Source organism: Nocardia sp. NPDC050793 (genome assembly GCF_040654065.1).
Taxonomy (GTDB): domain Bacteria; phylum Actinomycetota; class Actinomycetes; order Mycobacteriales; family Mycobacteriaceae; genus Nocardia.
The window spans coordinates 1-22,585 of record NZ_JBFAHG010000009.1; the positions used below are offsets into that span (position 1 = coordinate 1).

General features: G+C 66.1%; 20 protein-coding genes, 1 rRNA gene and 4 pseudogenes. 11 read left to right on the forward strand and 14 right to left on the reverse strand.

The window, feature by feature from the left end; all coding sequences use genetic code 11:
• The first annotated feature begins 132 nt into the window (after positions 1 to 132).
• From rrf to AB0H50_RS26970, 5 genes are all read left to right on the forward strand, one after another.
• A 5S ribosomal RNA gene (gene rrf / locus AB0H50_RS26950) occupies positions 133 to 249 on the forward strand.
• A gap of 283 nt (positions 250 to 532) precedes the next feature.
• Entirely contained in the window at positions 533 to 1,105 is a 573-nt protein-coding gene (locus AB0H50_RS26955) for a hypothetical protein (protein WP_357457686.1), read from the forward strand.
• Positions 1,106 to 1,159: 54 nt separating this feature from the next.
• Positions 1,160 to 1,852: an endonuclease NucS gene (gene nucS / locus AB0H50_RS26960; protein WP_357457688.1), complete on the forward strand. Its 693-nt coding sequence runs from the start codon at positions 1,160 to 1,162 to the stop codon at positions 1,850 to 1,852.
• Between the two features lie 15 nt (positions 1,853 to 1,867).
• Positions 1,868 to 2,581 (forward strand): endonuclease/exonuclease/phosphatase family protein, encoded by a 714-nt coding sequence (locus tag AB0H50_RS26965; protein WP_357457690.1) that lies wholly within the window; start codon positions 1,868 to 1,870, stop codon positions 2,579 to 2,581.
• Positions 2,582 to 2,662: 81 nt separating this feature from the next.
• Positions 2,663 to 2,962 (forward strand): ATP/GTP-binding protein, encoded by a 300-nt coding sequence (locus tag AB0H50_RS26970; protein ID WP_357457693.1) that lies wholly within the window; start codon positions 2,663 to 2,665, stop codon positions 2,960 to 2,962.
• A 122-nt stretch (positions 2,963 to 3,084) separates the two neighbouring features.
• On the opposite strand, the gene AB0H50_RS26975 is transcribed toward AB0H50_RS26970, so the two are convergent.
• Together AB0H50_RS26975 and mce are read right to left on the reverse strand one after the other, a co-directional pair.
• Positions 3,085 to 4,086, reverse strand: a complete 1,002-nt coding sequence (locus AB0H50_RS26975) for a hypothetical protein (protein WP_357457695.1) — start codon at positions 4,084 to 4,086, stop codon at positions 3,085 to 3,087.
• Positions 4,087 to 4,172: 86 nt separating this feature from the next.
• On the reverse strand, positions 4,173 to 4,646 hold the full coding sequence (mce, locus tag AB0H50_RS26980) for a methylmalonyl-CoA epimerase (protein ID WP_357457697.1): 474 nt from the start codon (positions 4,644 to 4,646) through the stop codon (positions 4,173 to 4,175).
• A gap of 126 nt (positions 4,647 to 4,772) precedes the next feature.
• On the opposite strand from mce, the pseudogene AB0H50_RS26985 reads away from it, so the two are divergent.
• The 3 genes and pseudogenes from AB0H50_RS26985 to AB0H50_RS26995 form a co-directional block, all read left to right on the forward strand.
• Positions 4,773 to 5,267: pseudogene (locus tag AB0H50_RS26985) on the forward strand (acetyl-CoA C-acyltransferase); the annotation flags it as partial.
• Between the two features lie 83 nt (positions 5,268 to 5,350).
• A complete protein-coding gene (locus tag AB0H50_RS26990; RefSeq protein WP_357458332.1) occupies positions 5,351 to 5,602 on the forward strand; it encodes an asparagine synthase-related protein in 252 nt (83 codons plus the stop codon).
• A gap of 222 nt (positions 5,603 to 5,824) precedes the next feature.
• Positions 5,825 to 6,355 carry an AEC family transporter gene (locus AB0H50_RS26995; RefSeq protein ID WP_357457699.1) on the forward strand — a complete coding sequence of 177 codons (531 nt, stop codon included), beginning with the start codon at positions 5,825 to 5,827 and terminating at the stop codon, positions 6,353 to 6,355.
• A gap of 3 nt (positions 6,356 to 6,358) precedes the next feature.
• Here AB0H50_RS26995 and AB0H50_RS27000 read toward each other — a convergent pair whose 3' ends face one another.
• The 7 genes from AB0H50_RS27000 to AB0H50_RS27030 form a co-directional block, all read right to left on the reverse strand.
• On the reverse strand, positions 6,359 to 6,931 hold the full coding sequence (locus AB0H50_RS27000) for a hypothetical protein (RefSeq protein WP_357457701.1): 573 nt from the start codon (positions 6,929 to 6,931) through the stop codon (positions 6,359 to 6,361).
• Between the two features lie 210 nt (positions 6,932 to 7,141).
• On the reverse strand, positions 7,142 to 8,059 hold the full coding sequence (locus tag AB0H50_RS27005; RefSeq protein ID WP_357457703.1) for an NAD-dependent epimerase/dehydratase family protein: 918 nt from the start codon (positions 8,057 to 8,059) through the stop codon (positions 7,142 to 7,144).
• A gap of 11 nt (positions 8,060 to 8,070) precedes the next feature.
• Positions 8,071 to 8,961 (reverse strand): SUMF1/EgtB/PvdO family nonheme iron enzyme, encoded by an 891-nt coding sequence (locus AB0H50_RS27010; protein ID WP_357457705.1) that lies wholly within the window; start codon positions 8,959 to 8,961, stop codon positions 8,071 to 8,073.
• Between the two features lie 11 nt (positions 8,962 to 8,972).
• On the reverse strand, positions 8,973 to 9,242 hold the full coding sequence (locus tag AB0H50_RS27015; protein ID WP_357457707.1) for a MoaD/ThiS family protein: 270 nt from the start codon (positions 9,240 to 9,242) through the stop codon (positions 8,973 to 8,975).
• Positions 9,242 to 10,186, reverse strand: coding sequence for an NAD-dependent epimerase/dehydratase family protein (locus AB0H50_RS27020; protein ID WP_357457709.1), 945 nt, complete (start codon positions 10,184 to 10,186; stop codon positions 9,242 to 9,244). Before AB0H50_RS27020 ends, AB0H50_RS27015 begins: the two co-directional genes overlap by 1 nt.
• A 36-nt stretch (positions 10,187 to 10,222) precedes the next feature.
• On the reverse strand, positions 10,223 to 11,482 hold the full coding sequence (locus tag AB0H50_RS27025) for a nucleotide sugar dehydrogenase (RefSeq protein WP_357457711.1): 1,260 nt from the start codon (positions 11,480 to 11,482) through the stop codon (positions 10,223 to 10,225).
• A gap of 2 nt (positions 11,483 to 11,484) precedes the next feature.
• Complete coding sequence (locus AB0H50_RS27030) at positions 11,485 to 12,174, reverse strand: PIG-L family deacetylase (RefSeq protein ID WP_357457713.1); 690 nt, start codon at positions 12,172 to 12,174, stop codon at positions 11,485 to 11,487.
• Between the two features lie 322 nt (positions 12,175 to 12,496).
• Between AB0H50_RS27030 and AB0H50_RS27035 the strand changes: the two genes are divergently transcribed.
• Together AB0H50_RS27035 and AB0H50_RS27040 are read left to right on the forward strand one after the other, a co-directional pair.
• Entirely contained in the window at positions 12,497 to 13,819 is a 1,323-nt protein-coding gene (locus tag AB0H50_RS27035) for a helix-turn-helix transcriptional regulator (protein ID WP_357457715.1), read from the forward strand.
• The gene (locus tag AB0H50_RS27040) at positions 13,816 to 14,346 is read left to right on the forward strand and encodes an NUDIX hydrolase (RefSeq protein ID WP_357457718.1); all 531 of its coding nucleotides are present in this window, start codon (positions 13,816 to 13,818) and stop codon (positions 14,344 to 14,346) included. Before AB0H50_RS27035 ends, AB0H50_RS27040 begins: the two co-directional genes overlap by 4 nt.
• A gap of 997 nt (positions 14,347 to 15,343) precedes the next feature.
• Here the strand turns inward: AB0H50_RS27040 and AB0H50_RS27045 are convergent.
• A pseudogene (locus AB0H50_RS27045) lies at positions 15,344 to 16,156 on the reverse strand (IS5 family transposase).
• Between the two features lie 23 nt (positions 16,157 to 16,179).
• Here AB0H50_RS27045 and AB0H50_RS27050 point away from each other — a divergent pair.
• The gene (locus AB0H50_RS27050; protein WP_357457721.1) at positions 16,180 to 17,142 is read left to right on the forward strand and encodes a DUF2807 domain-containing protein; all 963 of its coding nucleotides are present in this window, start codon (positions 16,180 to 16,182) and stop codon (positions 17,140 to 17,142) included.
• A gap of 240 nt (positions 17,143 to 17,382) precedes the next feature.
• Here AB0H50_RS27050 and AB0H50_RS27055 read toward each other — a convergent pair whose 3' ends face one another.
• The 4 genes and pseudogenes from AB0H50_RS27055 to istA all read right to left on the reverse strand — a co-directional run bounded on the left by AB0H50_RS27055 (position 17,383) and on the right by istA (position 21,207).
• Positions 17,383 to 18,348 carry a tyrosine-type recombinase/integrase gene (locus AB0H50_RS27055; RefSeq protein WP_357457724.1) on the reverse strand — a complete coding sequence of 322 codons (966 nt, stop codon included), beginning with the start codon at positions 18,346 to 18,348 and terminating at the stop codon, positions 17,383 to 17,385.
• 531 nt (positions 18,349 to 18,879) lie between these two features.
• On the reverse strand, positions 18,880 to 19,017 hold the full coding sequence (locus tag AB0H50_RS27060; protein WP_357457727.1) for a DUF6372 family protein: 138 nt from the start codon (positions 19,015 to 19,017) through the stop codon (positions 18,880 to 18,882).
• A gap of 119 nt (positions 19,018 to 19,136) precedes the next feature.
• Positions 19,137 to 19,889: pseudogene (gene istB, locus AB0H50_RS27065) on the reverse strand (IS21-like element helper ATPase IstB).
• 62 nt (positions 19,890 to 19,951) lie between these two features.
• Positions 19,952 to 21,207: pseudogene (gene istA / locus AB0H50_RS27070) on the reverse strand (IS21 family transposase).
• Positions 21,208 to 22,585 lie beyond the last annotated feature (1,378 nt).

Below are 22,585 nucleotides of genomic sequence, written 5' to 3' on the forward strand. Positions count from 1 at the left end.
CGGCCGAGGACTTACCAACGAAGAAGCTACGCGTCCACTGTGCGGTATCTGAAACAACACACAGACACTGCAACACAACAATGACTCGGTGATCGAGTTTGTGTGTGTGGTGTGTGGATAGTTTCATAGAGTTACGGCGGCTATAGCGGTGGGGAAACGCCCGGTCCCATTCCGAACCCGGAAGCTAAGGCCACCAGCGCCGATGGTACTGCACTCGACAGGGTGTGGGAGAGTAGGACACCGCCGGAACATCATTCGCGAAAGCCTCCGACCACGGTCGGGGGCTTTCGGCGTTTCCGAAGGTGAATATCCCTGTACGGCGATGGATCCGCGGGGGCGCCTCGGTGTTCGAGCGGTTTCGCCGAGATTCTCTTCAGCGCAGGCGGTTTCGGCCCGCTACACTCTTCGCCGAGGGAGTTGAACTCGAAAGTGGGGGAACGTGAGCAATCACGGGGGCTATCCATCGAACAATCCGGTACATGGTCCGGGTTATCCGGCGCCGAATCCGCCCGGACGTCGGCCGCCCAAACGAATGCCGCCCGCGCTGCTGGCTGTGGTCGTCGTAGGGATAGTGGTGTTGCTGGGCGGTATCGCGGGAACGGTGCTGTTACTCAGTTTCGGCTCGATCACCCGCAGCGGCGATCCCCTCGTACTTCCCGAGATCGGTCAGTGCACGGAGGCGTCCGGGATCGTCCTCGAGGGGCCGATCGAGGTTGTCGACTGCACGCGGCCGACGGCGACAACGAAAGTCGTGGTCTCCGAGATCGTTACCGGCACCGGCAATGACGTCGATTGCGGGGCCGCGCAGGTACGGATCGTCACCACCGGGTATCACGACGGCGATTTCGTGGTGGCGCATTCGTGCGGAGCGCCGAACTTGACCATCGGCAATTGCTACACGAAGACGGGGTCCACGTTCGTTTACGACCCCTCTTGTTATTCCGGTTCGGTCCGCTTGGAACGACAGATACCGGGCGCCGACGATGTCGAGGAGTGCGTTACAGCGGCGCCCGACGACTACGCCGGCCGAATCCGGCAGGGATCGCCATACAACTTCGCCGACAAAGCCAACGGCTTCGTGACCTGCTTTCTGCCTGCCGACTGAACGGGATTGGGGGTTGGGCACGGCCGCGGCGCCGTGGTCGCCTACAGTGCTTGGGTGCGCCTCGTGATTGCTCGTTGCCAGGTCGATTACGTCGGTCGTTTGACCGCTCACCTTCCGATGGCCCGCAGGCTGCTGATGATCAAGGCCGACGGCTCGGTGCTCGTCCACTCCGATGGCGGCTCGTACAAGCCGCTGAACTGGATGAGCCCGCCGTGCTGGCTGGAAGAGCGCGATGCGGCCGCCGCGGAACTGCCCGAGGGCGCGAAGGCGCTGTGGGTGGTGACGAACAAGGCGGGCGAGGAACTACGCATCACCATCGAGGACGTGGAGCACGACTCCTCGCACGAGCTGGGCGTCGACCCGGGGTTGGTGAAAGACGGTGTGGAGGCCCATCTTCAGGAGCTGCTCGCCGAACACGTGCAGACGCTCGGGCCGGGCTACACGCTCGTCCGTCGTGAGTACATGACCGCCATCGGACCGGTGGACCTGCTCTGCCGTGATGCCGACGGCGCGACCGTGGCGGTGGAGATCAAGCGGCGCGGCGAGATCGACGGTGTGGAACAGCTGACCCGCTACCTGGAACTGCTGAACCGCGACCCGTTGCTCGCCCCGGTGAGCGGAGTGTTCGCCGCCCAGCAGATCAAGCCGCAGGCGCGTACGCTCGCCGAAGACCGCGGCATCCGTTGCCTCACACTCGATTACGATGCCCTGCGCGGCACGGAGAGCAACGAATTCCGCCTCTTCTGACCCGGACACGAATAGATGATCACCGTCGCGACCTGGAACGTGCTGCACCGCGTGCACGCCGAGAACTGGTACGAGGATGTCGCGGCCAAATGGCCTGTCGAAGCCGAGCGGATCGACGCCATCGCCGCGCGGATCGCGAAGCGTCCGGAACAGATCATCGCGCTGCAAGAGGTCAGCGGTGATCTGCTGGCGGCGCTGCGCGACGCGTTGCCCGATCGCCAGATCCACACCCTGCGCTATCCCCGGGTGCCGCGGTCGAAGCGCATACCGACGGCGCTGCGGGAGCGGGACGAGTATCTGGTGCTCGTGGTCGACGATCCAGGGCGAAAGGTGTTCGCGGCGGCGTTCGGCGACGATCCTGGCAAGGGTGCGTTGGCGGTCGCGACGTCGGGGCTGACGGTGGTCGCCACGCACGTCACCGGGGACGATCGTCGCGGGCGGCAGCTGTCGACGCTGGCGGGGGTGGCGCTGTCCGATCCGGCGCGTCCCGCGGTGTTGCTCGGTGACTTCAACGCCGATCGTGCGGTCGTGGCCGAGGGGCTCGGCACCGGTTTCACCGTGGCGGAGCTGCCCGCCGACGCGCTGCCAACCCGCCCGCGGACCACGGGCGTGAAGTCCCAGTTCATCGACCACGTGGTCACACACGGCGTCGAGGCGCGCGAGGCCGCGGTGGAGAGCGCCGACGGGCTATCGGACCACAACCTGGTGCGCGCGTCCATCGCCGTGTGAGCCACGTCGACCGCGGGCTGTGCCGCCCGGCGGGCGTGCGGGGGCGGAGTCCGGCCGGCAGCGCCTATTAGGCTTATCGGCATGCCTCGTCGGAAACCGCACTCGCGCAATCAGGCCGGGTCCGACGCCGCGCCTCTGGGCGACGTGTTCGGCCGGACCGAACGCGGTCCGGACGACGACGAGGTCTACGTCGTCCGCACCATTCCCGGCACCCGCGCCACGAAGACCTACCGCTGCCCGGGATGCGACCACGAGATACCGCCCGGTGTGGCCCACATCGTCGCCTGGGCCGCCGACGGCGGCGAGGACGATCGCAGGCACTGGCACCGCGGCTGCTGGAACGGCCGCCGGACGCGCCGCATCACCCGACGCTGGTCCTGAGCGACCCGCACCGTCGAGTCCCTGTCACCGTGAACCGCGCACAACTAAGAAGGCCGCTCCCCTGACGGGAGCGGCCTTCGGGTGAATCCTGTTCTGGTACTGCGTCGTTACCTCAGCCGACGTCAGTTCGCGATGTCGGCGTTCTCACGCTCGTCGATGTCCAGGTCCTCGTCCTCGCCGCTGACCTCGGGGATCGCCTTGGTGGTGCGGGCGCCGACCGACTTGGTGCCGCCGCCGATCGACTTGCGCTGCTCCGGAACACCGTCCAGCAGTTCGCTTTCCCGGTTGACCGCGGCGAGCATCGCGGGCACCGAGTCGAGCTGACCGCGGATGCCGAGCAGCTGGGCGAGCACCCGGCCGCGCAGCACGCGCATCTCCTCGGCCAGTTCCTTGGCGTGCGCGATCTTGCGCTCGGAGGTCTGGGTCGCGGAGGTGATGAGACGGTTGGCCTCGTCGGTCGCGTCCTTGATCCGCTGGGCGGCCTCGGCGCGGCTGGTGGCTTCCAGCTCCTCCATCGCGCGGGTGAGCTTGGTGCGACGCTCGGCCATGGTGACTTCGAAGTCCTGCTGGGTCGCCTTGCGCTTGGCTTCGGCTTCCTTGCCCAGGCGCTCGACCTCGGCTTGAGCGGCTTCGATGATCTTCGCCGACTCGGTGCGTGCGTTCGCGAGAGTCTGCTCGAACTCGATGTCGAGCGCCTCGCGCTTCTCCTTGGTCTCCGCGAGCAGCGACTCGTACTTGCCGCGCATCTCGGTCGCCTGCTGCTCCGCGATCGACACCATTTCCGCGGCCTCGGCCTGGGCCAGGGCCCGGACCTCGGAGGCCTCGTCGGAGGCCAGCCGCAGCATGCGGGAGATGCGGTCGGACATGCCTTCGGCGGTGGTCGGCGGCACCGAGAGTCGGTCGACCTCCTTGCGGAGCTCGTCGATCTCGTCCCGCGCGTCCTCCAACTGGCTCGCGAGGTTACGGGCTTGCGCCGCAGCAGCATCGCGATCGGTGGCGGTGACCCTCAGCTCGGCATCGAAGCGGTCGAAGTAGTTACGCACCTCGTCTTGCGCATAACCCTTGCGCACAACGGTGAAGGGCAGTGCAACGAAGCGATTGCGATCGGACTCGGGTGACGACATGGCACACAAACTACAGCCTATGGAGGGCCGATGGTGACTCGACCGCGAATGTGATCTGGACGAGTTTTCCGGCCCCGATCTTGATACTAGTGCGTAACATTCGGGTTCGGCTCGACCAACTCGATCAGCACACCGCCAGCATCCTTCGGGTGGATGAAATTGATGCGGGAATCGGCGGTTCCGTGCCGTGGCGCCTCGTACAGCAAACGCAGACCGCGATCGCGCAGATGAGCGGAGACGGCCTCGATGTCGGTGACGCGGTAGGCGAGCTGCTGGAGGCCCGGTCCGCTGCGATCGATGAACTTGGCGATGGTGGAGTCCGCGTTGAGGGGCGCCAGCAACTGCAGAGCAGTCGCGCCGTCCGGCGCACCGGGCAGCGACAGCATGGCCTCGTGCACGCCTTGGCTCTCGTTGACCTCGCGATGGGTCTCGATCATGCCGAGATTCTCGGCATACCAGGCGATTGCGGTATCCAGGTCAGGGACCGCGATGCCGACGTGGTCGACCGCGACCACGTAGTCGCCCGGAATGAGTTCGGATGTCTGGTTTGCGTTGCTCACGACTCGACGGTAGCGCGGACCTGGGCGAAGCCGCCGGGGGTGCACAGGCTACCGTTGAGTACATTGACGCCGCGCCCTCGCTCGTGCGATGGCGCGGGGGTTCCACCAATGAATGCGAGGCTCGTCGTGACCACAACCGTCATCGTCTCCGGTGCACGCACCCCGGTCGGCAGGCTGCTCGGCGGTCTGAAGGACTTCACCGGGTCCGATCTCGGCGGTTTCGCGATCAAGGCCGCGCTGGAGAAGGGCGGCGTCGCGCCCGAGCAGGTCGACTACGTGATCATGGGTCAGGTGCTCACCGCGGGCGCGGGCCAGATCCCGGCCCGGCAGGCGGCGGTGGCCGCGGGCATCCCGATGGATGTGCCCGCCCTGACCCTGAACAAGGTGTGCCTGTCCGGCATCAACGCGATCGCGCTCGCCGACCAGCTGATCCGCGCCGGCGAGTACGAGATCGTCGTCGCAGGCGGTCAGGAGTCCATGAGCCAGGCACCGCACCTGCTCGAAAAGAGCAGGGAGGGCTTCAAGTACGGCGATGTGACGCTGCGCGACCACATGGCCTACGACGGCCTGCACGACATCTTCACCGACCAGGCCATGGGCGCGCTCACCGAGCAGCGCAACGACACCGACAGCATCGGCCGCGACGGGCGGTCAAAGCTCCGCTGGTCGCTGCCGCACGCAACCTCGTACCGTCCCAGGTCCTCATCCGCCCGAAGCAGCCGTTCACCCTGGCCATCGCGGCGATGCTGGTGCCCGGCCAGCCGCTGTATGACCTGGCCGCCGATACCGTACTGTCGCTGCCGCGCAGCGCAGCGCTGTTCGACCCCGCTGCGGTGAAGTCGGTGTTCGCCCGCCTCGGCGACGGCACCCCGACACCGGCCGCACTCGTGTGGTCGCTGCTGGTGCTCGAGATGTGGCTGAGCGTACGGAACGTCACCTGTGAGCGAAGGAGCTGAAATGACAGGCACTCCACGGTGATCTCGGCCCTGACCGCCACGCTCGCACCGGTGGCACCGATTGCGGCGACTCTCGGAGCGGGCGTACTGTTCGCACGCCGAAAGATCGTCGCCTCCACCGACTCCCGCGTGCTCAGCTAGTTCGCGTTCCGTCTCGCCATCCCCGTCATGGTTCTGCTGTTCGGCACCGCCGCTCCGATTTTCCCGATCCTGCTGCTGTAAGTGCTCGTCCTCACCGTCATCGTCCTGACAATTATGGAATCCGCCACAAGCAGCGAAAACGGCGCGGCCCGCCGCATCGCCGCATCCATCGGACGGTCCCTCACCACACCGGTCGTCGTCGGGTGCACGCTCGGCATCACCCTCAACGCCGCGCACGCTCCCGTTCCGCCTGTTGTGCTCAGTTTCGCCGAGTTCCTCTGCGCCGCAGCGTCGCCCGTCGCGTTGCTGGCTCTCGGACTACACATCGGCGGCAGCCCAATCCGCTGGCGCGGCACTCTCGACGAGAACACCCTCATCGCCGTTAAGTGCGTGGCGTTTCCCGTCCTCATGTTGACTGCCATGCACCTCGCCGGTGTCGCCGAGCCCTGGCGCCAATACCTCGTGCTGATCGCGGCGATGCCCGCACCGCAGAACCTGTTCATCTTCGCTCAGACCTACGACAGCGACACCGACCTTGCGGCCTCCGTCGTCATCCGCTCAACCCTGTGCTCCCTGGCACTACTTCCTGCCTGGCAACTGCTCTTAGCCTGATCCTCACAGCGGAAAGCCAGCTTGGTCGTCGTACTCCTCGGGTGGAATCCACCCGGCTTGTATCCATTGCCTACGGCCGGGCCTGCCCACCCGCACCCAGGCAGCCTCGATCTCGGCAGCATGAGTCCATACCGTGATCCATCCGATGGTCGTGCGATCCTGCGCCGCCGAAGCCAGGAAGGTGCGCACACAGATGTCCATATTCGTGAACGGAAAGCGGACCACCGGACAAAATCCCATTCCCCAGTGGTCATACTTGGGAACGTTGATCCACGAACCCTCGAAGCTGCGCCGGAACACCTCACCGAGGAACACGCCGAACTGCTCCGCCATGGCCCGGTTCTGTGGCGCATGTACCGCTTCGGCGTTGGGGAAGTAGGCGACCGCTGTCTCCTCCGCCAGATGCAATCCCCTCGGCGTGTACGGGTCCAAGGGCATGCCTGGCACGGTCTCGATCAGGAACCGGTCCAACTGGTCATCGATGCTGTCCAGCCATGCCACCCACCGAGGTTCGCGCTGCTCCTTCACGAACAGCTGAAAGTCCTCTTCATCGATGTCACCGGACAACTCCCCCACGACCGCACTCCTCTCAGTTTCGAACATGCCAGTGTCGCAAAACCCAGGGCTTTAGAGTGAGCCGTTCGCAGCGGCGCGGTGGCGACAACGTCGATATGCGTTGCCGTGCTTTGGGTTCGGTCAAATGGCCACGCAGGAGGACCGTCGATCACCCCGGCCGGACGGATCGACCTTGACTATTCTGTCCGGCGGTCGGCATGGTGAGGTCGGCTAGGCGGTCAGGGCGTTGTAGGTGGTGCGGATGCCATCGGTGACGGTGGTCGTGGCGCGCCATCCGAGTTCGGTGGTGGCCAGGGTGGAGTCGAGAGCGCCGTGGCGCCATTCGCCGTCGCGGGGTGGCGCGAAGTCTGGGGTGATGTCGGTGTTGGCGGCGGTGTTGACTGCGTCGAGCAGTTCGAGCACCGAGGTTCCCGTTCCAGAGCCGATGTTGAAGATCGGTACGGGACCGGTGTATTCGGCGGCGGCGAGGAAGGCGTCGATGATGTCGCTGATGTAGACGTAGTCGCGGGTCTGTTTGCCGTCGCCGAAGACGGTGGGTGTGCGGCCTGCGGCGATGTGTCCGCAGAAGATTGCGACCACTCCGGCCTCGCCGTGCGGGTCTTGACGAGGTCCGAATACGTTGCCCAGGCGCAGCGCGACATGGCGGCTCCCGTGCAGCCTGTTGTGCAGGGTCAGGTACTGCTCGGCGCAGTATTTGGAGATCCCGTAGGGGGCTTGGGTTTGCGGCAGGACCGTTTCCGGTGTCGGCATCGGCACGCTGTCGCCGTACATCGCGCCGCCGGTGGAGGCCATGATCACTCGGGCGCCGATCGTGGTGGCCGCGGTGACGAGGTTGAGGGTGCCGATGACGTTGACTTGGGCGTCGTGGTGGGGGTCGGTGACCGAGTACCGGACGCTGATTTGTGCGGCGAGGTGGTAGATCACCTCGGGCCGAGCGTCTTCGATGATCTGGGTGATGGTCGCGGTGTCGGCGACGTCGGCTTCGTGGAAGGTGACGCTGTCGGGTATCCGGGTGCAGTCACCGCTGGAGAGGTCGTCGATGACGGTGATGGTGTGTCCTTCGGCGATCAGCCGGTCGAGCAGGTGGGAACCGATGAACCCGGCGCCGCCGGTGATGAGTGCGCGCATGGCAGCAGACCTTATCTGGTGGAGCACTGTGGGTGTGGCTGGGTTGGGTGGAGGTCGCGGGCGCAGCGGAATCCGAGGTCGTTGGCCGAGTAGCCCGGGGTGCAGGCGATGCGTTCACTGGTGCGGGTCTGCCATCGGAACGACTTCCAGCCGCCGCCGCGGACCGCGATGTGGCTGTGGTTGGCGGCGGCGTGATATCCGGGATCGTAGGTCCGGCTGCCGTCGTAGAGCAGGTAGGACGATGCGGTCCATTCGGCGACGTTGCCGGCGAGGTCGAGCACTCCGAACGGGGAGGCACCGGCTGGTGTGGCGCCGACGGGGGTGGTGGCTGGGGTGTAGCCGTGGGTGTCGAAGTGATTGCGCCACCAGGCTTTCCAGGCGTCTAGGTCGTGGATCTGGTGAACGGCCCACTGCTCAGCGGTGTTGGCGCGGTCGCGGTCCCAGTCGTTGCCCCACGGCCATGCGGTCCACATGCGGCCGTGGGCGGCGAATTCCCATTCCGCCTCGGTGGGCAGGCGTCGGCCCGTCCAGATGGCGTAGGTGGTGGCGTCGATGTGGTCGACGTGCACGACTGGATGGTCAGGGCGCTCGGCGAGCGCGTCGAGGTCCGGATGGGGATGGCGCCAGCTGGTTCCCGGGACGATGGTCCAGTAGTCGCGGCCGTAGACCTGGCCGTATCCGCGCCGCTCGGCCGCGGTGACGTGACCGGTTGCCGCGACGAACTCGGCGTAGGCGGCGTTCGTCACCGGCACGCGGTCGATGGCGAAAGCGCGAAGCGCGACGGTGTGCTGCGGTGCTTCGTCCTCGAACCAAGCTCGTGGGTAGTGCTGCGACGCTGCGACGGTGTCCAGGTGGCATTCCGGGGACCCGATCTTTGCTGCGGCAGCTGGGATCTCGATCATGTCGTGCACACTCAGCCTCCCATCAAGGCGGGGATGATCTGGAGTTCGTGGTCTCCGGTGTGGATCGGCGTGGACGGGTCGAGGATGTGAGTGTGGTTGAGGCACACGATCGTCCATGGCGCCAGCCGATCGCCGGTGAAGATCCGCTCGCCGAACACAGGATGCTGCTCGACCAGCCACGCCAGCGCCTGACCGACTGTCGCTGCGTCGCACGCCAGCCCGCTCAGGTCGGTCCCGGCCAGCGTGGGCCAGCTCGGCGGCAACACGAATCGGACCGTCATCAGCCGACGACCCGTCGCATCCAGTCCAGCGTGTGGGCGATCCCGTCACGCAGCGGTGTACTGGCCTCCCAACCGAGAAGCTTGCGGGCGCGGGTGGTGTCGGGTCGCCGCACCGTCACCACATCGGAGCGACCGGGCGACACTTCGACAGCGCCGGAGCCCGCCAATTCGATGACGAGCCGGGCCAGATCCCCTACGGTGATTTCGTTTTCGGAGCCGAGGTTGACCGGCCCGAACTCGTCGGAATCGAGCATCGCGGTCAACCCCGTCACGAAATCGGCCACATAGACCAGGGATCGAGTCTGAGTGCCGCCGTTGTGCAGTTGCAAGGTTTGTCCGGCCAGGGCCGCAGCGCAGAACGAGGACACCACGCGGCCGTCGTCGGGCCACATGTTGGGGCCGTAGACGTTGAACGGGCGCACGACGCCGACGTTGGTCCCTGTCCGATGGTGTGCGGCGGCAGCGGCCTCGCTGAGGCGTTTGCCTTCGGTGTAGGCGCTGTAGGGTCCGATCGGGTTGGTGTTGCCGCGGTAGTCCTCGGTCTGCGGGTGCACCTGCGGGTCCCCGTAGATCTCCGAGGACGACGCGATCACCGCGCGAGCGTGGTTGCGGTGCGCGAGTTCCAAGGCGTTGAGGGTACCCAGCGATGTCGCACGAATCGTTTCCAGCGGCATCGCCGTGTTGGCCTTCGGTGAAGCCGGGCAGGCCAAATGCACCACGTGGGTGACCTCAGCGAGCCCGGCGAAGGCGACCGGCGATGTCACGTCAGCGACGGCGAGCCTGAATTCGGGGCGGGCCTGGAGATCGGACAGATTCTCCCGGTGTCCGGTGCTCAGGTTGTCGATTGCGGTGACCCGGTTCCCGTGCGCGAGCAGCGCCCGGCACAGGTGGGAGCCGATAAATCCGGCGCCGCCGGTGACGACGATGTGGTTGCGGATGCTCACTGGTGAAGTCCTTCCGTAGGTGAATGATGTTGGGGTTCAGAGTCGTTCGATGTTTGGTGCCAGCGGCAGGGCCGCGCACGCGTCGAACACGTAGCTGCCGGTGGCGATGAGGGGGTAGTCGAGGTCGCGGTGGGCGACCAGCAACGCCACGACCGAGGCGTCGGCGATGTGCTCGGGCGTGAGCTTCGGTAGCACGAGGGGGGCGTCTCCTGGAACGAGGGGATCGACGACGACCACGGTCAGCCCGTATCCACGCAAGGATGCGGCGACTTTCAGGGCGCTCGATTCGCGCAGGTCAGGAATGTCGGGTTTGTAGGTCGCGCCGACTACGACCACCCGCGCCCCCGCGAGGGAGTTCCGGCGTCGAAGCAGCCCGGTCACGATTCGCCCGGCGACGTACTCGGGCATCTCGTCGTTGATCCGGGTCGCCGTCTCGATCAGCAGCGCGGGGGTGTGTGTTGCTTCGCGGATCCGCCACGCGAGGTATCGGGTGTCCGAGGGCAAGCAGTGTCCCCCCGCGCCCACGCTGGGATGAAAGGCCATGTATCCGAATGGTTTTGACGCGGCAAGTGGCAGTGCGTCCCATATGTTGACCCCCAGCGCTAGCGCGTTTCGGGTGAGCTCGTTGACCAGCGAGATGTTGACCAGGCGGAAGGTGTTCTCGATCAGCTTGGCGAGCTCGGCGGTGCCGATGTCGGGTGCCAGCACAATCTCATCGACCAACCGCGACCAGAATGCTGCAACGGCCGCGCGGGATTCGTCATCGATTCCCGCGACGATCTTCGGCACCGATCGCAGTTCGATGAGAGGGGTGCCGGGGTTGATGCGTTCGGGGGCGTATCCGACATGGAAGTCTCGGCCCCCGGTGAGTCCGGAGGTTTCCAGGATCGGCACCACCAGGTTCTCGGTCGTGCCTGGATAGGTGGTCGACTCCAGGATGACGGTCGCTCCTGGGCGCAGGTGAGCGGCAACGGTTTTGCTGGCTGCCTCGACGCAGCTGAGGTCGGGACGGTCGCCCTTGGTCGGAGTCGGCACGGTGATCAGCGCGACATCGAAACCGGACAGGGCATCCGGGTCGCCGGTTGGGATCAGCCGCCCGGTGGCCAGTGCTGATTGCAGCTGCTCAGCGCTCACGTCGGGCACATACGGCTCGCCGTCGGCGAGGCGCCGGACGCGGTCGGGGTCGGTGTCGAACGCGATGACGGTATGCCCGGCGGCGACAGCGAGCAGCGCTGCGGGCAGCCCGATGAACCCGCAGCCGATCACCGCGACCTGTGTCGGTGTGATCGAACCCATGGCTATCCCCTCCAACGCAAGCAGTGGAATGCCTCGGCGCAAGGCACGCCACTATGGGCGCCACGCATGGCCGCCAGCCCCCGCAACGCTTGCTCGGATCTGGTGTGCGGATGCTCGCGCCATTGGCTTACGTGCAGGCCCAGCGCCGCGATCTTGCGATCCACATCGGCGTCATCCAGCGCAACGAAGAAGTTCCGGGATTGCGGCGCGACCGCGGCCCCGCTCCAGAAGTCACCGACCTGCTCGTAGGCCAGCACCAGCGAGGGTTGATGACGCCACTGATCCGATCCGGGGCGCAGCGCGGTGAGCACCGCCTGCCCGATCGCTTGATGGTCCTGGTTGAAGCTCGTGATCTCCGGTGCCACCACCACCGTCGGCCGCAACGTCGACAGCGCCAACCGATGACCCGGACCCTCGAGCAACCTGACGATCTTCGCGCGGGCCACGGTGTCCAACCCGAGAGTGGCGCCTTCACCAACCCAGGGCACGTCCCAACTGTCCAGTGACAGGAACTTCGCCACCTGCTCGATCTCGTCCATCCGCTGCTCGATCGTCGAGCGGCCCGCAGGTGAATACTCGGCCAGGTCATCGACAGCCACATACAGCACGTGCACCTGTCCCCCCTCCCTCTTGACCCGGCTGATCAGGCCACCGCAGCCGATCACCTCGTCGTCGGGATGCGGTGCGATCACCAGTACCCGCTGCTCGCCCCACCCGGCCAAAACCCCGGTCACCATCCACCTGGACGTGAAAACACACCACACAGCGACGACGGCATTCCAAACTCCTCGGCTCGATGACTGCTCAATGCGCCTCTACGGGCGACGCATTCACCGTGACCGCGTCGAAAGCATTGGGGAATAACAGATCACGCATACCGATATGCGTGCCGTACATAACCACCGGGTCCGCGGGCACGGCTCGATAAACTCGGGCAACCCAACCCACCGACCAACGCCAGGCAGATCCTTCATGGACACCGTTTCGACCGGGTGGCACTCTCCACGCCACAGCATGCCCAGCCGGGACACCACCTTCCCGGGATGCCCGATCCCCGCCTCCGTGCCGCCGGGCTTCTGGGACTCCCCCACGATCCGGTCAGCGCTCGAGTCCCGGCACATGGGCAAGGTGGTCGCTGCGTACCGCACCCATCGCGCACACCCTGCTCCCATCTCCCAGACACGGCTGGCGAGCTGGCTCGGCATCACCCAAGGTCAACTCAGCCGCATCGAGAACGGTCCACCCGTAGCCCACCTGGACAAGCTGATCGAATGGGCCCGGGTGCTGGCGATCCCGGCCGCTCTGCTCTGGTTCAGGCTGCCCGGTCCACAACCGCGCACCCCGCCCAGCACACCGCCTAGTACGCCCGCACCTGGACCGTTTCGGCTGGTACGCGTCGCTGACCTCGACGGCGACGAGGATCCCGACATCGCCGCCATGCACACGTTCCGTTCCGCCGACAGATCCTTCGGCGGCGGGCATCTCTACTCGGCCGTTCTCAACTACCTGCACACCGACATCGGCCCGCGCATGTTCGGCGGCCCCCACCGCGGAGACGCGCACTCATTGTTCACCGCCGCAGCCGGGCTCACTGAGATGGCTGGCTGGATGTCCCACGACGCTGGTCACGATCAGCAAGCGGATCGACACTTCCGCCGCGCCCTGGACCTGGCCGTCGCCGGCCGCGACCACCAACTCCACGTCCATGTCCTGGCCAGCCTCAGCCACCTCGAACTGAGTCGCGAGACGCCCGACCCGCGCGAGGCACTGCGCCACGCCCACGACGCCGACATGGCGCTGAACAGAATCGAGCGCCACCCCGAACTGGTCGCACGCATCTACGCACTACAAGCCCGCGCGCACGCCACCCTGAAGCAGCCGCAGCAGGCCCACCGTTCGCTCGAACACGCCGCAGCCGCCCTGTCGGTGCACGCCGACCCGATCACCTCACCGTGGGTCAGCCACTTCGACGAAGCCTCCCTGGCCAGCGACGCTGCGCGATGCCTTCGCACACTCGATGACCTGCCCGCCGCCGCACGCCACGCCCACCGCATCATCGACCTGCGTCCCGCCGGCACCCGATCACGGGCCTTCGCCCAAGTGACCCTCGGCGTGATCCTCGCCAATCAAGGTCATCCCGACCACGCTTGCGCAGTCGCCACCGCTGTCCTCAACGACACCGTCACCATGAACTCGCACCTACTCACCTGCCAACTCCACGATCTCGTCCGCCAGCTTCAGCGCTACCGCACAACCACGGTGCGACAATTCGTGGATCACCTCAACACGGTGATCCACGAAAGGACCTCGATGCACCGATCGGCGACCAACTCATGAACCACGCCGAACCGCTATATCAGCGCGACCCAGACGCCTGGCAGCGTCATCTCGCCGAAGGCAACGCCAGACAGCCCCGCAAGCGAGTTGGCGCCGACGCCCTGATCTTCGATCGTGAACATCGCATCCTGCTCGTGGACCCCGCCTACAAGCCCGACTGGGATCTTCCCGGGGGGATGGTCGAAGCAAACGAGCCACCCGACACCGCGGTACGCCGCGAACTCATCGAAGAACTCCACCTCCACCTGCCGACCACACCACTGCCGCTGCTATGCATCGACTGGGTCCCACCTCACGGGCCCTGGGACGACTCGCTCATGCTCATCTTCGATGGCGGAACCCTCACTGCCACAGAAGTTTCGATGTTGAGTCTCGCCGACGGCGAACTCGACGACTTCGGCTTCTACACAGCCGATGAAGCCCGCAAAAGACTCCGACCCTATGTCTGGCAACGACTTCAGGGCGCATTGACGGCCCGTGCTACCGGACACACTGCCTACCTACACGACGGCAACAGTCCGACCTAAATCCGCCCAGGCTAGACGAGTTCAGCACACGGGGCGCGGGAAGCAACAGGCACACTTCCACGCCCGCGCAGTCGTGCCGCCGATGATCAGCATCGGATAGGCGATCAACGAAAGCCCTCATGGCGGTGGCGCCCTCCAGCGGTACCTGGCAGCGCGTCAGCTCTGCCAACGACGTCGGTGGAGACGCGTTGGACATCGTCGCCGCGATCGGGTTCGACGAGCCTGAGGACTGTGGGATTGATCGGCTCCCCGGAGTGCTAGCGGTCTCCCACACGTCCACCGTCAGCGCCGCCGCACCCGGCGGGTACACCAATCGGATCCGCAGTTGATTGCTGTCGGCCGACACATCGGCCGCGGCTGTCCGGACCAGCGCGCCGGTCACCGCGTTGACCTGTCTGACCAGATCGCTCAACCCGCTGCGCGGCAATCGGCCCTGGACAGTGGAGCGCACGACCTCGACGGCATCGGCTGACCGTGGTCGTCGTCGATCCCCTCGTTCCAGGAGACGACCCCCTCGTGCTACCGAAGCTCACGCCCGAGCACATCGCCGACGTCTCCGGCCCGTCCACGCGCCGGTGTCAGGGCCGGACAGGGTCGCGGTGGAGCGCCGCGGCGGCGGTGTCGGCGCGGCCGCGCTGTGCGGTGGCGACGGTCAGGGCGACGCTCTCATTATTCGCGTCTAAAACAACGCCGTGCCACAAGGCTTGTCGTCGTCGATCTTCACCGAGGCCATCCGAGATGCAGTCCTGCCAGGCGAGGCGTCGGGCGCAGACTCAGGCAATTCTCCACCCAACTCGAACGCCCGCACTTCCACACCTCCGCAAAGAAGATCCGATAGTTGGCCCTCGAAAAAGGGGCACAACGTAGCATCGGTCGGCCGCATCGACCGCGCCGTAGTCGCCGCTTACCACGACGCCCACCCCACGCCGGCGGATCCGGCGATCGCGGCGCGATAAGCATCACGAGATGTTGGTGAGGGGCTGGCTTAGAGCGTGTCTCACGTCGCGGGCTTATCTTTCGCCAGTTTCTTGAAGCAGGTGAGCGCAGCCGCGAGGGTGAGGAATGCGCAGAAGTGGCTGCCTTGGCGGTCGTAGCGGAGGTTGAGTCGGTGGTAGCCGGTCAGCCACGACACGGTTCGTTCGACGACCCCATCGGTGTCGGCCGAGGCGGTCGTTGCCTTCGATGCCTTTGCGGGCGATGCGCACGGTGATGCCGCGGTTGGCGACCCAGTCGCGGAGATCGGCGATGTCGTATGCCTTGTCGGCGTGCAGTTTCGTCGGCTTGCGGCGGCGTGGCCCGCGCCGCGACCGGACTGCTGGGATGGCCCGCACGAGCGGTCGCAGCGCCTCGGCGTCGTTGGTGTTAGCTGCCGAAATACCAACGGCCAGTGGTATTCCCACTCGGTCGGTGAGCACGTGGAGCTTCGAGCCGGCCTTGCCGCGATCGACCGGGCTCGGGCCGGTCATGTCGCCCCTTTTTTGGCTCGCACCGAGGCCGCGTCGATCACCGCCCGCGACCAGTCGATCAAGCCTTGGCTGCCCAACTCGTCCAGCACCGCCCGATGCAATCGCCGCCACACTCCGGCCCTGGTCCATATCGTGAACCGGCGGTGTGCGGTGGGCACGGTGACCCCGAAGGTCGGTGGCAGCATCCGCCAGGCGCAGCCGCTGGTCAGCACGTACACAACGGCCGTGAACACCGCCCGCCGGTCAACCGGGGTGGTGCCACCGCCCTGCTGGCGCGGACGAAACGGCGGCAGTAGCGGTTCGACCAACTCCCACAACGCATCTGGAACCAACCGCCGCGACAACTCATCCACCACAACCGAACATCATGCCGCACAACCGATACGACGTGAGACACGGTCTTAGCCCCTGGATTAGCGCCTGGTCGATCGGCGGAAATCCGACACCGGCCGATATGCGCGTCGATTCACTGGGGGCGGATGGCCCTCAGTTCGCGGTGGCGGCCGCCGGGTCGTCGAGGTGGTGTTGCGGCGAGATCGGCTCGAAGTCGATGGCGTCGCCGACAGCTCGCATCACACCGGGATGGTGGGCGAGGACGATCAACGGACGATACGTCCGATCGCTCACCGGCGACCTCACCGGCTCCGGAAACGCCACTCTCGCGGGCGTACACGGCGACGCCGAACTCTCCATCTCCGGAAGCGGATCGGTCAAGCTGGGCAGTGTCGACGGCAAGATCGACGCCCGGATCTCCGGGTCCGGTGCCATTGCCGTGGCAGGCGGAACCAGTCGAGCCCTGTACGGCTCGGTCTCAGGCTCCGGGCAGATCGACCACTGCGGCACCGTGCGTGAATCCGCGCGACTGCGGGTATCCGGAAGCGGAAGCATCACCGCAACCGCAGTCACGGGAGCAGTGGAAGCGCATCACCGGCAGTGGCCGAATCACGGTCAATGGCGAGACCCAACGTCCCCGCCGATAGGTCCCAGCCCGAACTACATTGATGCAGCGTCGAACCCAGGAAGAGCCGCCCAACCGGCAGACAAATGCCCTGAGTCCGAACTGAATCTTGATTTGAGCTGCCGGCTGATCCACCACGACCAATACGAGGACGAAGTCTGCGCCGCCTGCGGCCAGACCAGCGCCGAGGCTGGAAGCCCCGGCCATTGGGCATTCCACTGGCGCACACGCGAATCAGGATCTTGCTCCGCGCAATCCTGCGGAGGCTCCTGCGCCAAGACCGTCGAAGCCATGCGCGACCAACACGGTGTGCTCAAGCGCATCCCCCGCTCGGCTGACGGCCGACTCAAGCGCGCGACCATCACCCAGTAACACCGGAACGGTGCGGTGCCGCGCCCAGCGGCCCGGCCCGCGCCGGCCGGGTGCGCCGACCGCCGAATCGGAACTCCGCTGCGCTCTGTGCTGCGCCTATCAGCGGCCCATGCCCAGCCCCCTCACCACCCGCGCCCGACCCAACCAACAACCCCACCAGCAGCGATAATCATCTGGATACGGCAATATGCGCATCAAACCATATAGACCTGCTCGGTCTACTCGCGCGCTGCTACCGACTCACACATCGATATCGAAGCTCAACTGCGCTCCGGATCCCTTCGGTCGCCGCGTCGACCCGCGGCGCGGCGGCGCCGGCTGCCCGAGCAACGCCCGCACCCGCGGACCATTGTGAAACCCCTGCCCCATCCGAGCCCGCACCTCCGAGGCAGACAAACCCGAACGATACAAACGAAGCTCGGCCGTAGCCCGCAACGCCGACGCCGTCAGCTTCCACCCCAACCCCGCAGCATCCCCGATCTCGGCCAAGATATAGCCCAAGCTCTCATCGTCGCGGAGTCGGCCGTGACTGCTCAACGTCACGAAGAACGCCCGCACCCGAGACTTGCGACCCAGCAACGCGCGACGCTCGCGCCGATACCCCATCAACACCCACGTCGTCGCCTGGGTCAGCGCCAACGTTCGCCTTCGCCCATCCGAACCCGTCAACACCACCGAACCCGCCCGCGCCGACAGATTCACATCCTCGTCATCGAGCCCACGAACCTCCGAGGTCGACGGCCCCACATCCAACATCAGCGTGACCAGCGCATAGTCACGCGCCGAACGCGCCGCGGCCGCATCCAGGACCCGGCTCTGCTCATCCTCGCTCAACGTCGCGGGAACCACCGGATCCACCTTCTCCGGATCCACCGACACCGGCCCGAGATCGAACCACTCGTACAACGCGCGGATCGCCGCCAACGTCACCTTCCGTGTCGATGGCCGTTCACCGGCCAAATACTCCGCCACCGCCGCGTCCCGCTCCGGGCCATCGCTCAACGCCTCCGGATGCGACTCCGTCGCCACCAACCACTTCAAATAGCCACGCGCCCGCTTGTGATACGTCACCTGCGTCGACTCCGCGAAACTCCGGCCTGCAAGATACAGACGAAACTCATCACGCAGCACACCAGGCAGCGCCGCCGGCCGACACGCCCGCAACGCCGCCAAATCACGCCCGCTCAATCGCGCCGCCGTATCCACCCACCACCTCCACAGCCGGTGACCACCAACGATCCCAGACCACACCGACAAAACCGGTGCTCGAGTTTCCCCAAGCTCACGCGCTACTCACTTCGGGTAACTCGACGTTGTCCATGCTGCACCACACCCAGCTCAGATGCTCGTGTGAATTCGCGCGCCACCCCGTCGCGAAACGCTTCGGGCAGCCTGCTGCGACCCACCCGTGGCAGGGGTCTGTGCGGCCTGGAGGAGCGCGACCTCCCTACGAAGCGCGGCAACTTCGCCCTGGGCGGAGCCCGGCTGGTCGATTCTCAGCGGGACCGGGTCGCGTGCAACGGGGTGGACTGTACATTTCGGGTTGTGCGAGGGGAAACGGCTGCAGCGCCACCATGGTGGCGCATAGGGCGATCAGGCTGACGCGCTGCTCCCTGTCGATTCCTGGAGGGATCAGGCCACGTCTCGGCGGCAATGTTCAGTCGGCTGTCGGGGACGACATCGCGGCGTAGCACAAGTGGCACACGGGCAGCGGTCCCAGCTCTTCGTCGGGTGTGTTCACCTGGAACAAAATCCGGCTTCGGCCGCGAGCAGGCATGTCGCGGTGCGTGATTCGCCGCGACCGCGGTGGTAGATCGCGCACACGCAGCGACAGCCACCGCCGTGGTGCTGTTCCCAGGCGAACAGCAGGGGCAATTGAATCGTCAGGACCGGTGGGTCGTGTGAACAACTCGTGATTCCTGACCCCGCAGCAAACTGTGGATTCTGACCCCAGGGGGCGACTTTGGGGAGTTGGTGGGGTCAATTTTGGTGGTTCAGTCGGTCGCGGCGCGGTTCTCTTTGGCGAGCAGGGCGCGGCGTTGGCGGGTGCGGTAGGAGTCGCCGGTGAGGGTGAGGACTTCGGCGTGGTGGACCAGGCGGTCGATCATGGCCGCGGCGACGACGTCGTCGGAGAAGGTCTCTCCCCAGCGTCCGAAAGGGAGGTTCGAGGTGACCATGATCGAGCCCTGCTCGTAACGGGAGGCGACCAGTTGGAAGAACAGGTTCGCCGCGTCCTGGTCGAACGGGATGTAGCCGACCTCGTCGACGATGATCAGCTTGTAGCGGCGGATCTTCTTCAGCTCCGCGTCCAGCCGACCGGGCGTGGTGGGCGCTGGTCAGCCTGGTGATCCAGTTGCTGGCGGTGTTGAACAGCACCGAGTAGCCGGCGTGGGCGGCCTTGACCCCTAGCCCGATCGCCAGGTGCGTCTTGCCGATCCCGGGCGAGCCCAGCAAGATCATTCCGCCTTCGGGACGAAGGTTCCGGTCGCCAGGTGCGCCAACACATCTCGGCGCAGTGACGGCAGGTGATCGAGGTTGAATTCCTCGAGGGTTTTGACCTGCGGGAAGTGGGCGGTGCGGATCCGCATGATTGTGCCCTTGGACTCGCGGTCGGCGACCTGTCGTTGCAGAAGAGCCGCCAGATACTCTTCGTGCGACCAGTTTTCGTCGCGGGCCTGTTCGGCGAGTTCTTCCCAGCTGCGTCCGATTGTCGGGATCTTCAGCACGCGGGTCAGATAGGCCAGCATCGACGGCAGCCCGTCGGGCGGCTGGGCGGAATCGTTGGTCGCCGCTCTGGTCTTGGTCGCGTTCATCCGTGTCTCTCTTCCGTTGTCGGAACATGGAATTCGACGCCGAACAAGGCGTCGTAGTCCGGCAGCGCGCGCAGCGCGACCGGATGCCCATCGGGATGCCGCCGCGCCTGCTCGCGGCGCTTGCGGTCCGCGGCGAACCCCGCCCGCAGCTGCGCGGCCAGCGCCGCGTGCTCGGGGTGGGTGACAACGTCCTGTTTGGTCCACGACCGCTGATGCCGGGCAACCAACTGGCCGGCGTGTTCGACGGTCACCGTGGTCGGTAAGGCGGTGACGTCGACGAACCGGCCGATCAACCGCGGATCGACCGAGTAGTCGACGGTGTCGACGCGGACGTAGTAGTCACGGGCCAGGCGGATCCGCTGGGCCAGTCCGACCGACGGACTGACCGGCGGCAGCGGGATCATCGACAGGTAGTCGGTCTCGAACAGATCGACCGGCCGGCAACCGATCGAGCGGACCGTCCTGGCGTTCGCCAGCGCCAGCCAATCGTTCAGCTGAGAGTTGAAATCTGTTGGGCCGGTGAGTGTTCGGCCCGGCAGGAACGAGGTTTCCAGGAACCCGTTCATCCGCTCGACCATGCCCTTGTATTCCGGATCCCGCGGCGGCGCCAGCTGGATCCGCGTGGCGCGGGTGCCGGCGAACGCCGACGCTGCGGCGGTCACCTTCCCAGACCCGCCGATCGCCGATTCCCGGTCCCAGACAAGGGTTTTCGTCACCCGCACCATCCGGGAAATCAGCTCCCACATCCCCGACGTCAGATCCCCGCCCTGCCGCGACGGCAGCATCACCGCTGCGGCGAACCGCGAGAACCCCAGCGTCATCACCAACACCGGGAACACCCGGTCCACCCCGCGCCCGACCGGGACCGGGGTCGGCGGGAACCACAGATCGCACTGGGCGATCTGCCCCGGCTCGTAGACGACGCGGTCCACCGGGTCCACGCCGACGTACTCCGGCCGGATCTCCCGCAGCCGGATCCGCAACGGGTTCAGTGTGTACGGCCAGCCGATCCGCTCGGCGATCACCGACCCCGGCATCCTCGGATACTCCGCCAGCAACGCCCGAATCTGCGGCTCGTACGCCGCCACCACCCGACCCCGCGGCGCCCGCTCATACTGCGGCGGCCGGTCCGACGACAACGCCGCGCGCACGGTATTCCGTGCCACCCCAACCGGCGAGCGATCTCCTTGATCGGCACGCCCTCCGCCCGATGCAACCGACGGATCTCTGCCCAGTCCTCGATAGCAATCACCCCGCAAGCGTGAACCCCCGACAGGGGGTCAAGGTTCGGAATTCGCTGCGGGGTCAGTCTTCAGGAGTTACCGACAGGTCGGGGTCATCAGATCATGTCAGCGCCGCGACCCTGCCGGTGCCGAAGGAGACCCTCGTGTTGCCCGAGCCGCCGTGCAGCGACGGCGGTCTGCCGCGGCTGCTGGGCTTGGACACCGGGACCGTCTACTGTGCGACCTCTTGGTGCGCAGCTTCTGGAATCCACGCCCCGCTGTGGCGCTGCTCGACACCGCCGGGATCGGGGCCGCGGCGACCCGTCCACAAGGGCTTGCCAATACCGTGGATCACCCCCGTCACCGGCGGTTCAGCCGAGGCATTGCGGCCACACTGGCTGATGATCCACCGCGACCGCCTCGCCGCCGCTCACCAGAATTGGCTCCGCCAGCAATGGGACCTCCCGCCGACCGCGCCACCGCGGTCGTTTTCGTCGACGAAAGTGGCCACTGCCTCACCCGCTGCTGTGCGCCCTGACCGCGCGGCTCGCTGCCCCCACCTCACCCGGACAGCCGCCAATGCTGCCGTGATCGCCCACGACCAGGAGCACCGCAGCGGCGACATGGCAACCAAGGCCGTAATCATCGCAGCTGTAAGGGAGTGGGGAAGGCAGCTTCTTGACTCCATGGCGTCAATAGGTAAATGGAGGTCAGAAGCGGCACCTTGTGCACGAACGCTGTGCGCATTGTCGCGCTAGCACCTATCACAAGAACCTGGGTTGTTGCCTTCCCCACGTGACCGAAACTATCACTCAAACCAAACCTCTAGCCGGTCCGAGTTCCCAATACTGGGAATCCTTTCGGATGGCTAGCGCCTGGGCCGAGCGTGTCGTTGCGGTAGAGCATCGAACGTGCAGCTCCACCGCACTGACGGATCTGTGACGGGACATGGACCTGCCGGTCAGGTCAGCAGCTTCCGAAGGATCCTGTGCACCGGGGCGGTCGCGGAGCTGACCATCCATGCCAGATTTCAGGCGGACACACGGGGGGCAGGGACCACGGTTGTGAGGGCCAGGGATGTATTCGAAGTCCAGGCGTTGGAACGTGCTTGGTGTGTGGCCCGCCCACCGCATCGTCGGTTGCATTGAGCGCCGATGGTTGTTCGAGGACTACCCCTCCGCTCTGGCCGACCGGGGAAGCCAGGGCCGATGTGCTCGACAGGGTGAATGGAACTGCGATCAGTGCCGTAGCCACGATTGTTCGTGCGAGGCACGTGAGGGGCTCATTCAGCTTCCGGGCCAACACAGTGCTTCCCTCCTGGTGGGTGCAGTTCTAGCAATTGCGTCGTCGCTCAGGAGGTTAGGCTCGAAACTGCCTCCGCGCGATGACCCTGTCGCCGTCTGTGGG

Coding starts and splice junctions, on each gene's coding strand:
- AB0H50_RS26955 (WP_357457686.1), top strand. CDS start 533: ATGCCGCCCGCGCTGCTGGCTGTGGTCGTCGTAGGGATAGTGGTGTTG.
- AB0H50_RS26965 (WP_357457690.1), top strand. CDS start 1,868: ATGATCACCGTCGCGACCTGGAACGTGCTGCACCGCGTGCACGCCGAG.
- AB0H50_RS26970 (WP_357457693.1), top strand. CDS start 2,663: ATGCCTCGTCGGAAACCGCACTCGCGCAATCAGGCCGGGTCCGACGCC.
- AB0H50_RS26975 (WP_357457695.1), bottom strand. CDS start 4,086: ATGTCGTCACCCGAGTCCGATCGCAATCGCTTCGTTGCACTGCCCTTC.
- AB0H50_RS27005 (WP_357457703.1), bottom strand. CDS start 8,059: ATGCGCGCACTCATCACCGGCGGCGCCGGGTTCATCGGTTCCCACCTG.
- AB0H50_RS27010 (WP_357457705.1), bottom strand. CDS start 8,961: ATGATCGAGATCCCAGCTGCCGCAGCAAAGATCGGGTCCCCGGAATGC.
- AB0H50_RS27015 (WP_357457707.1), bottom strand. CDS start 9,242: ATGACGGTCCGATTCGTGTTGCCGCCGAGCTGGCCCACGCTGGCCGGG.
- AB0H50_RS27025 (WP_357457711.1), bottom strand. CDS start 11,482: ATGGGTTCGATCACACCGACACAGGTCGCGGTGATCGGCTGCGGGTTC.
- AB0H50_RS27035 (WP_357457715.1), top strand. CDS start 12,497: ATGCCCAGCCGGGACACCACCTTCCCGGGATGCCCGATCCCCGCCTCC.
- AB0H50_RS27040 (WP_357457718.1), top strand. CDS start 13,816: ATGAACCACGCCGAACCGCTATATCAGCGCGACCCAGACGCCTGGCAG.
- AB0H50_RS27050 (WP_357457721.1), top strand. CDS start 16,180: ATGCCGCACAACCGATACGACGTGAGACACGGTCTTAGCCCCTGGATT.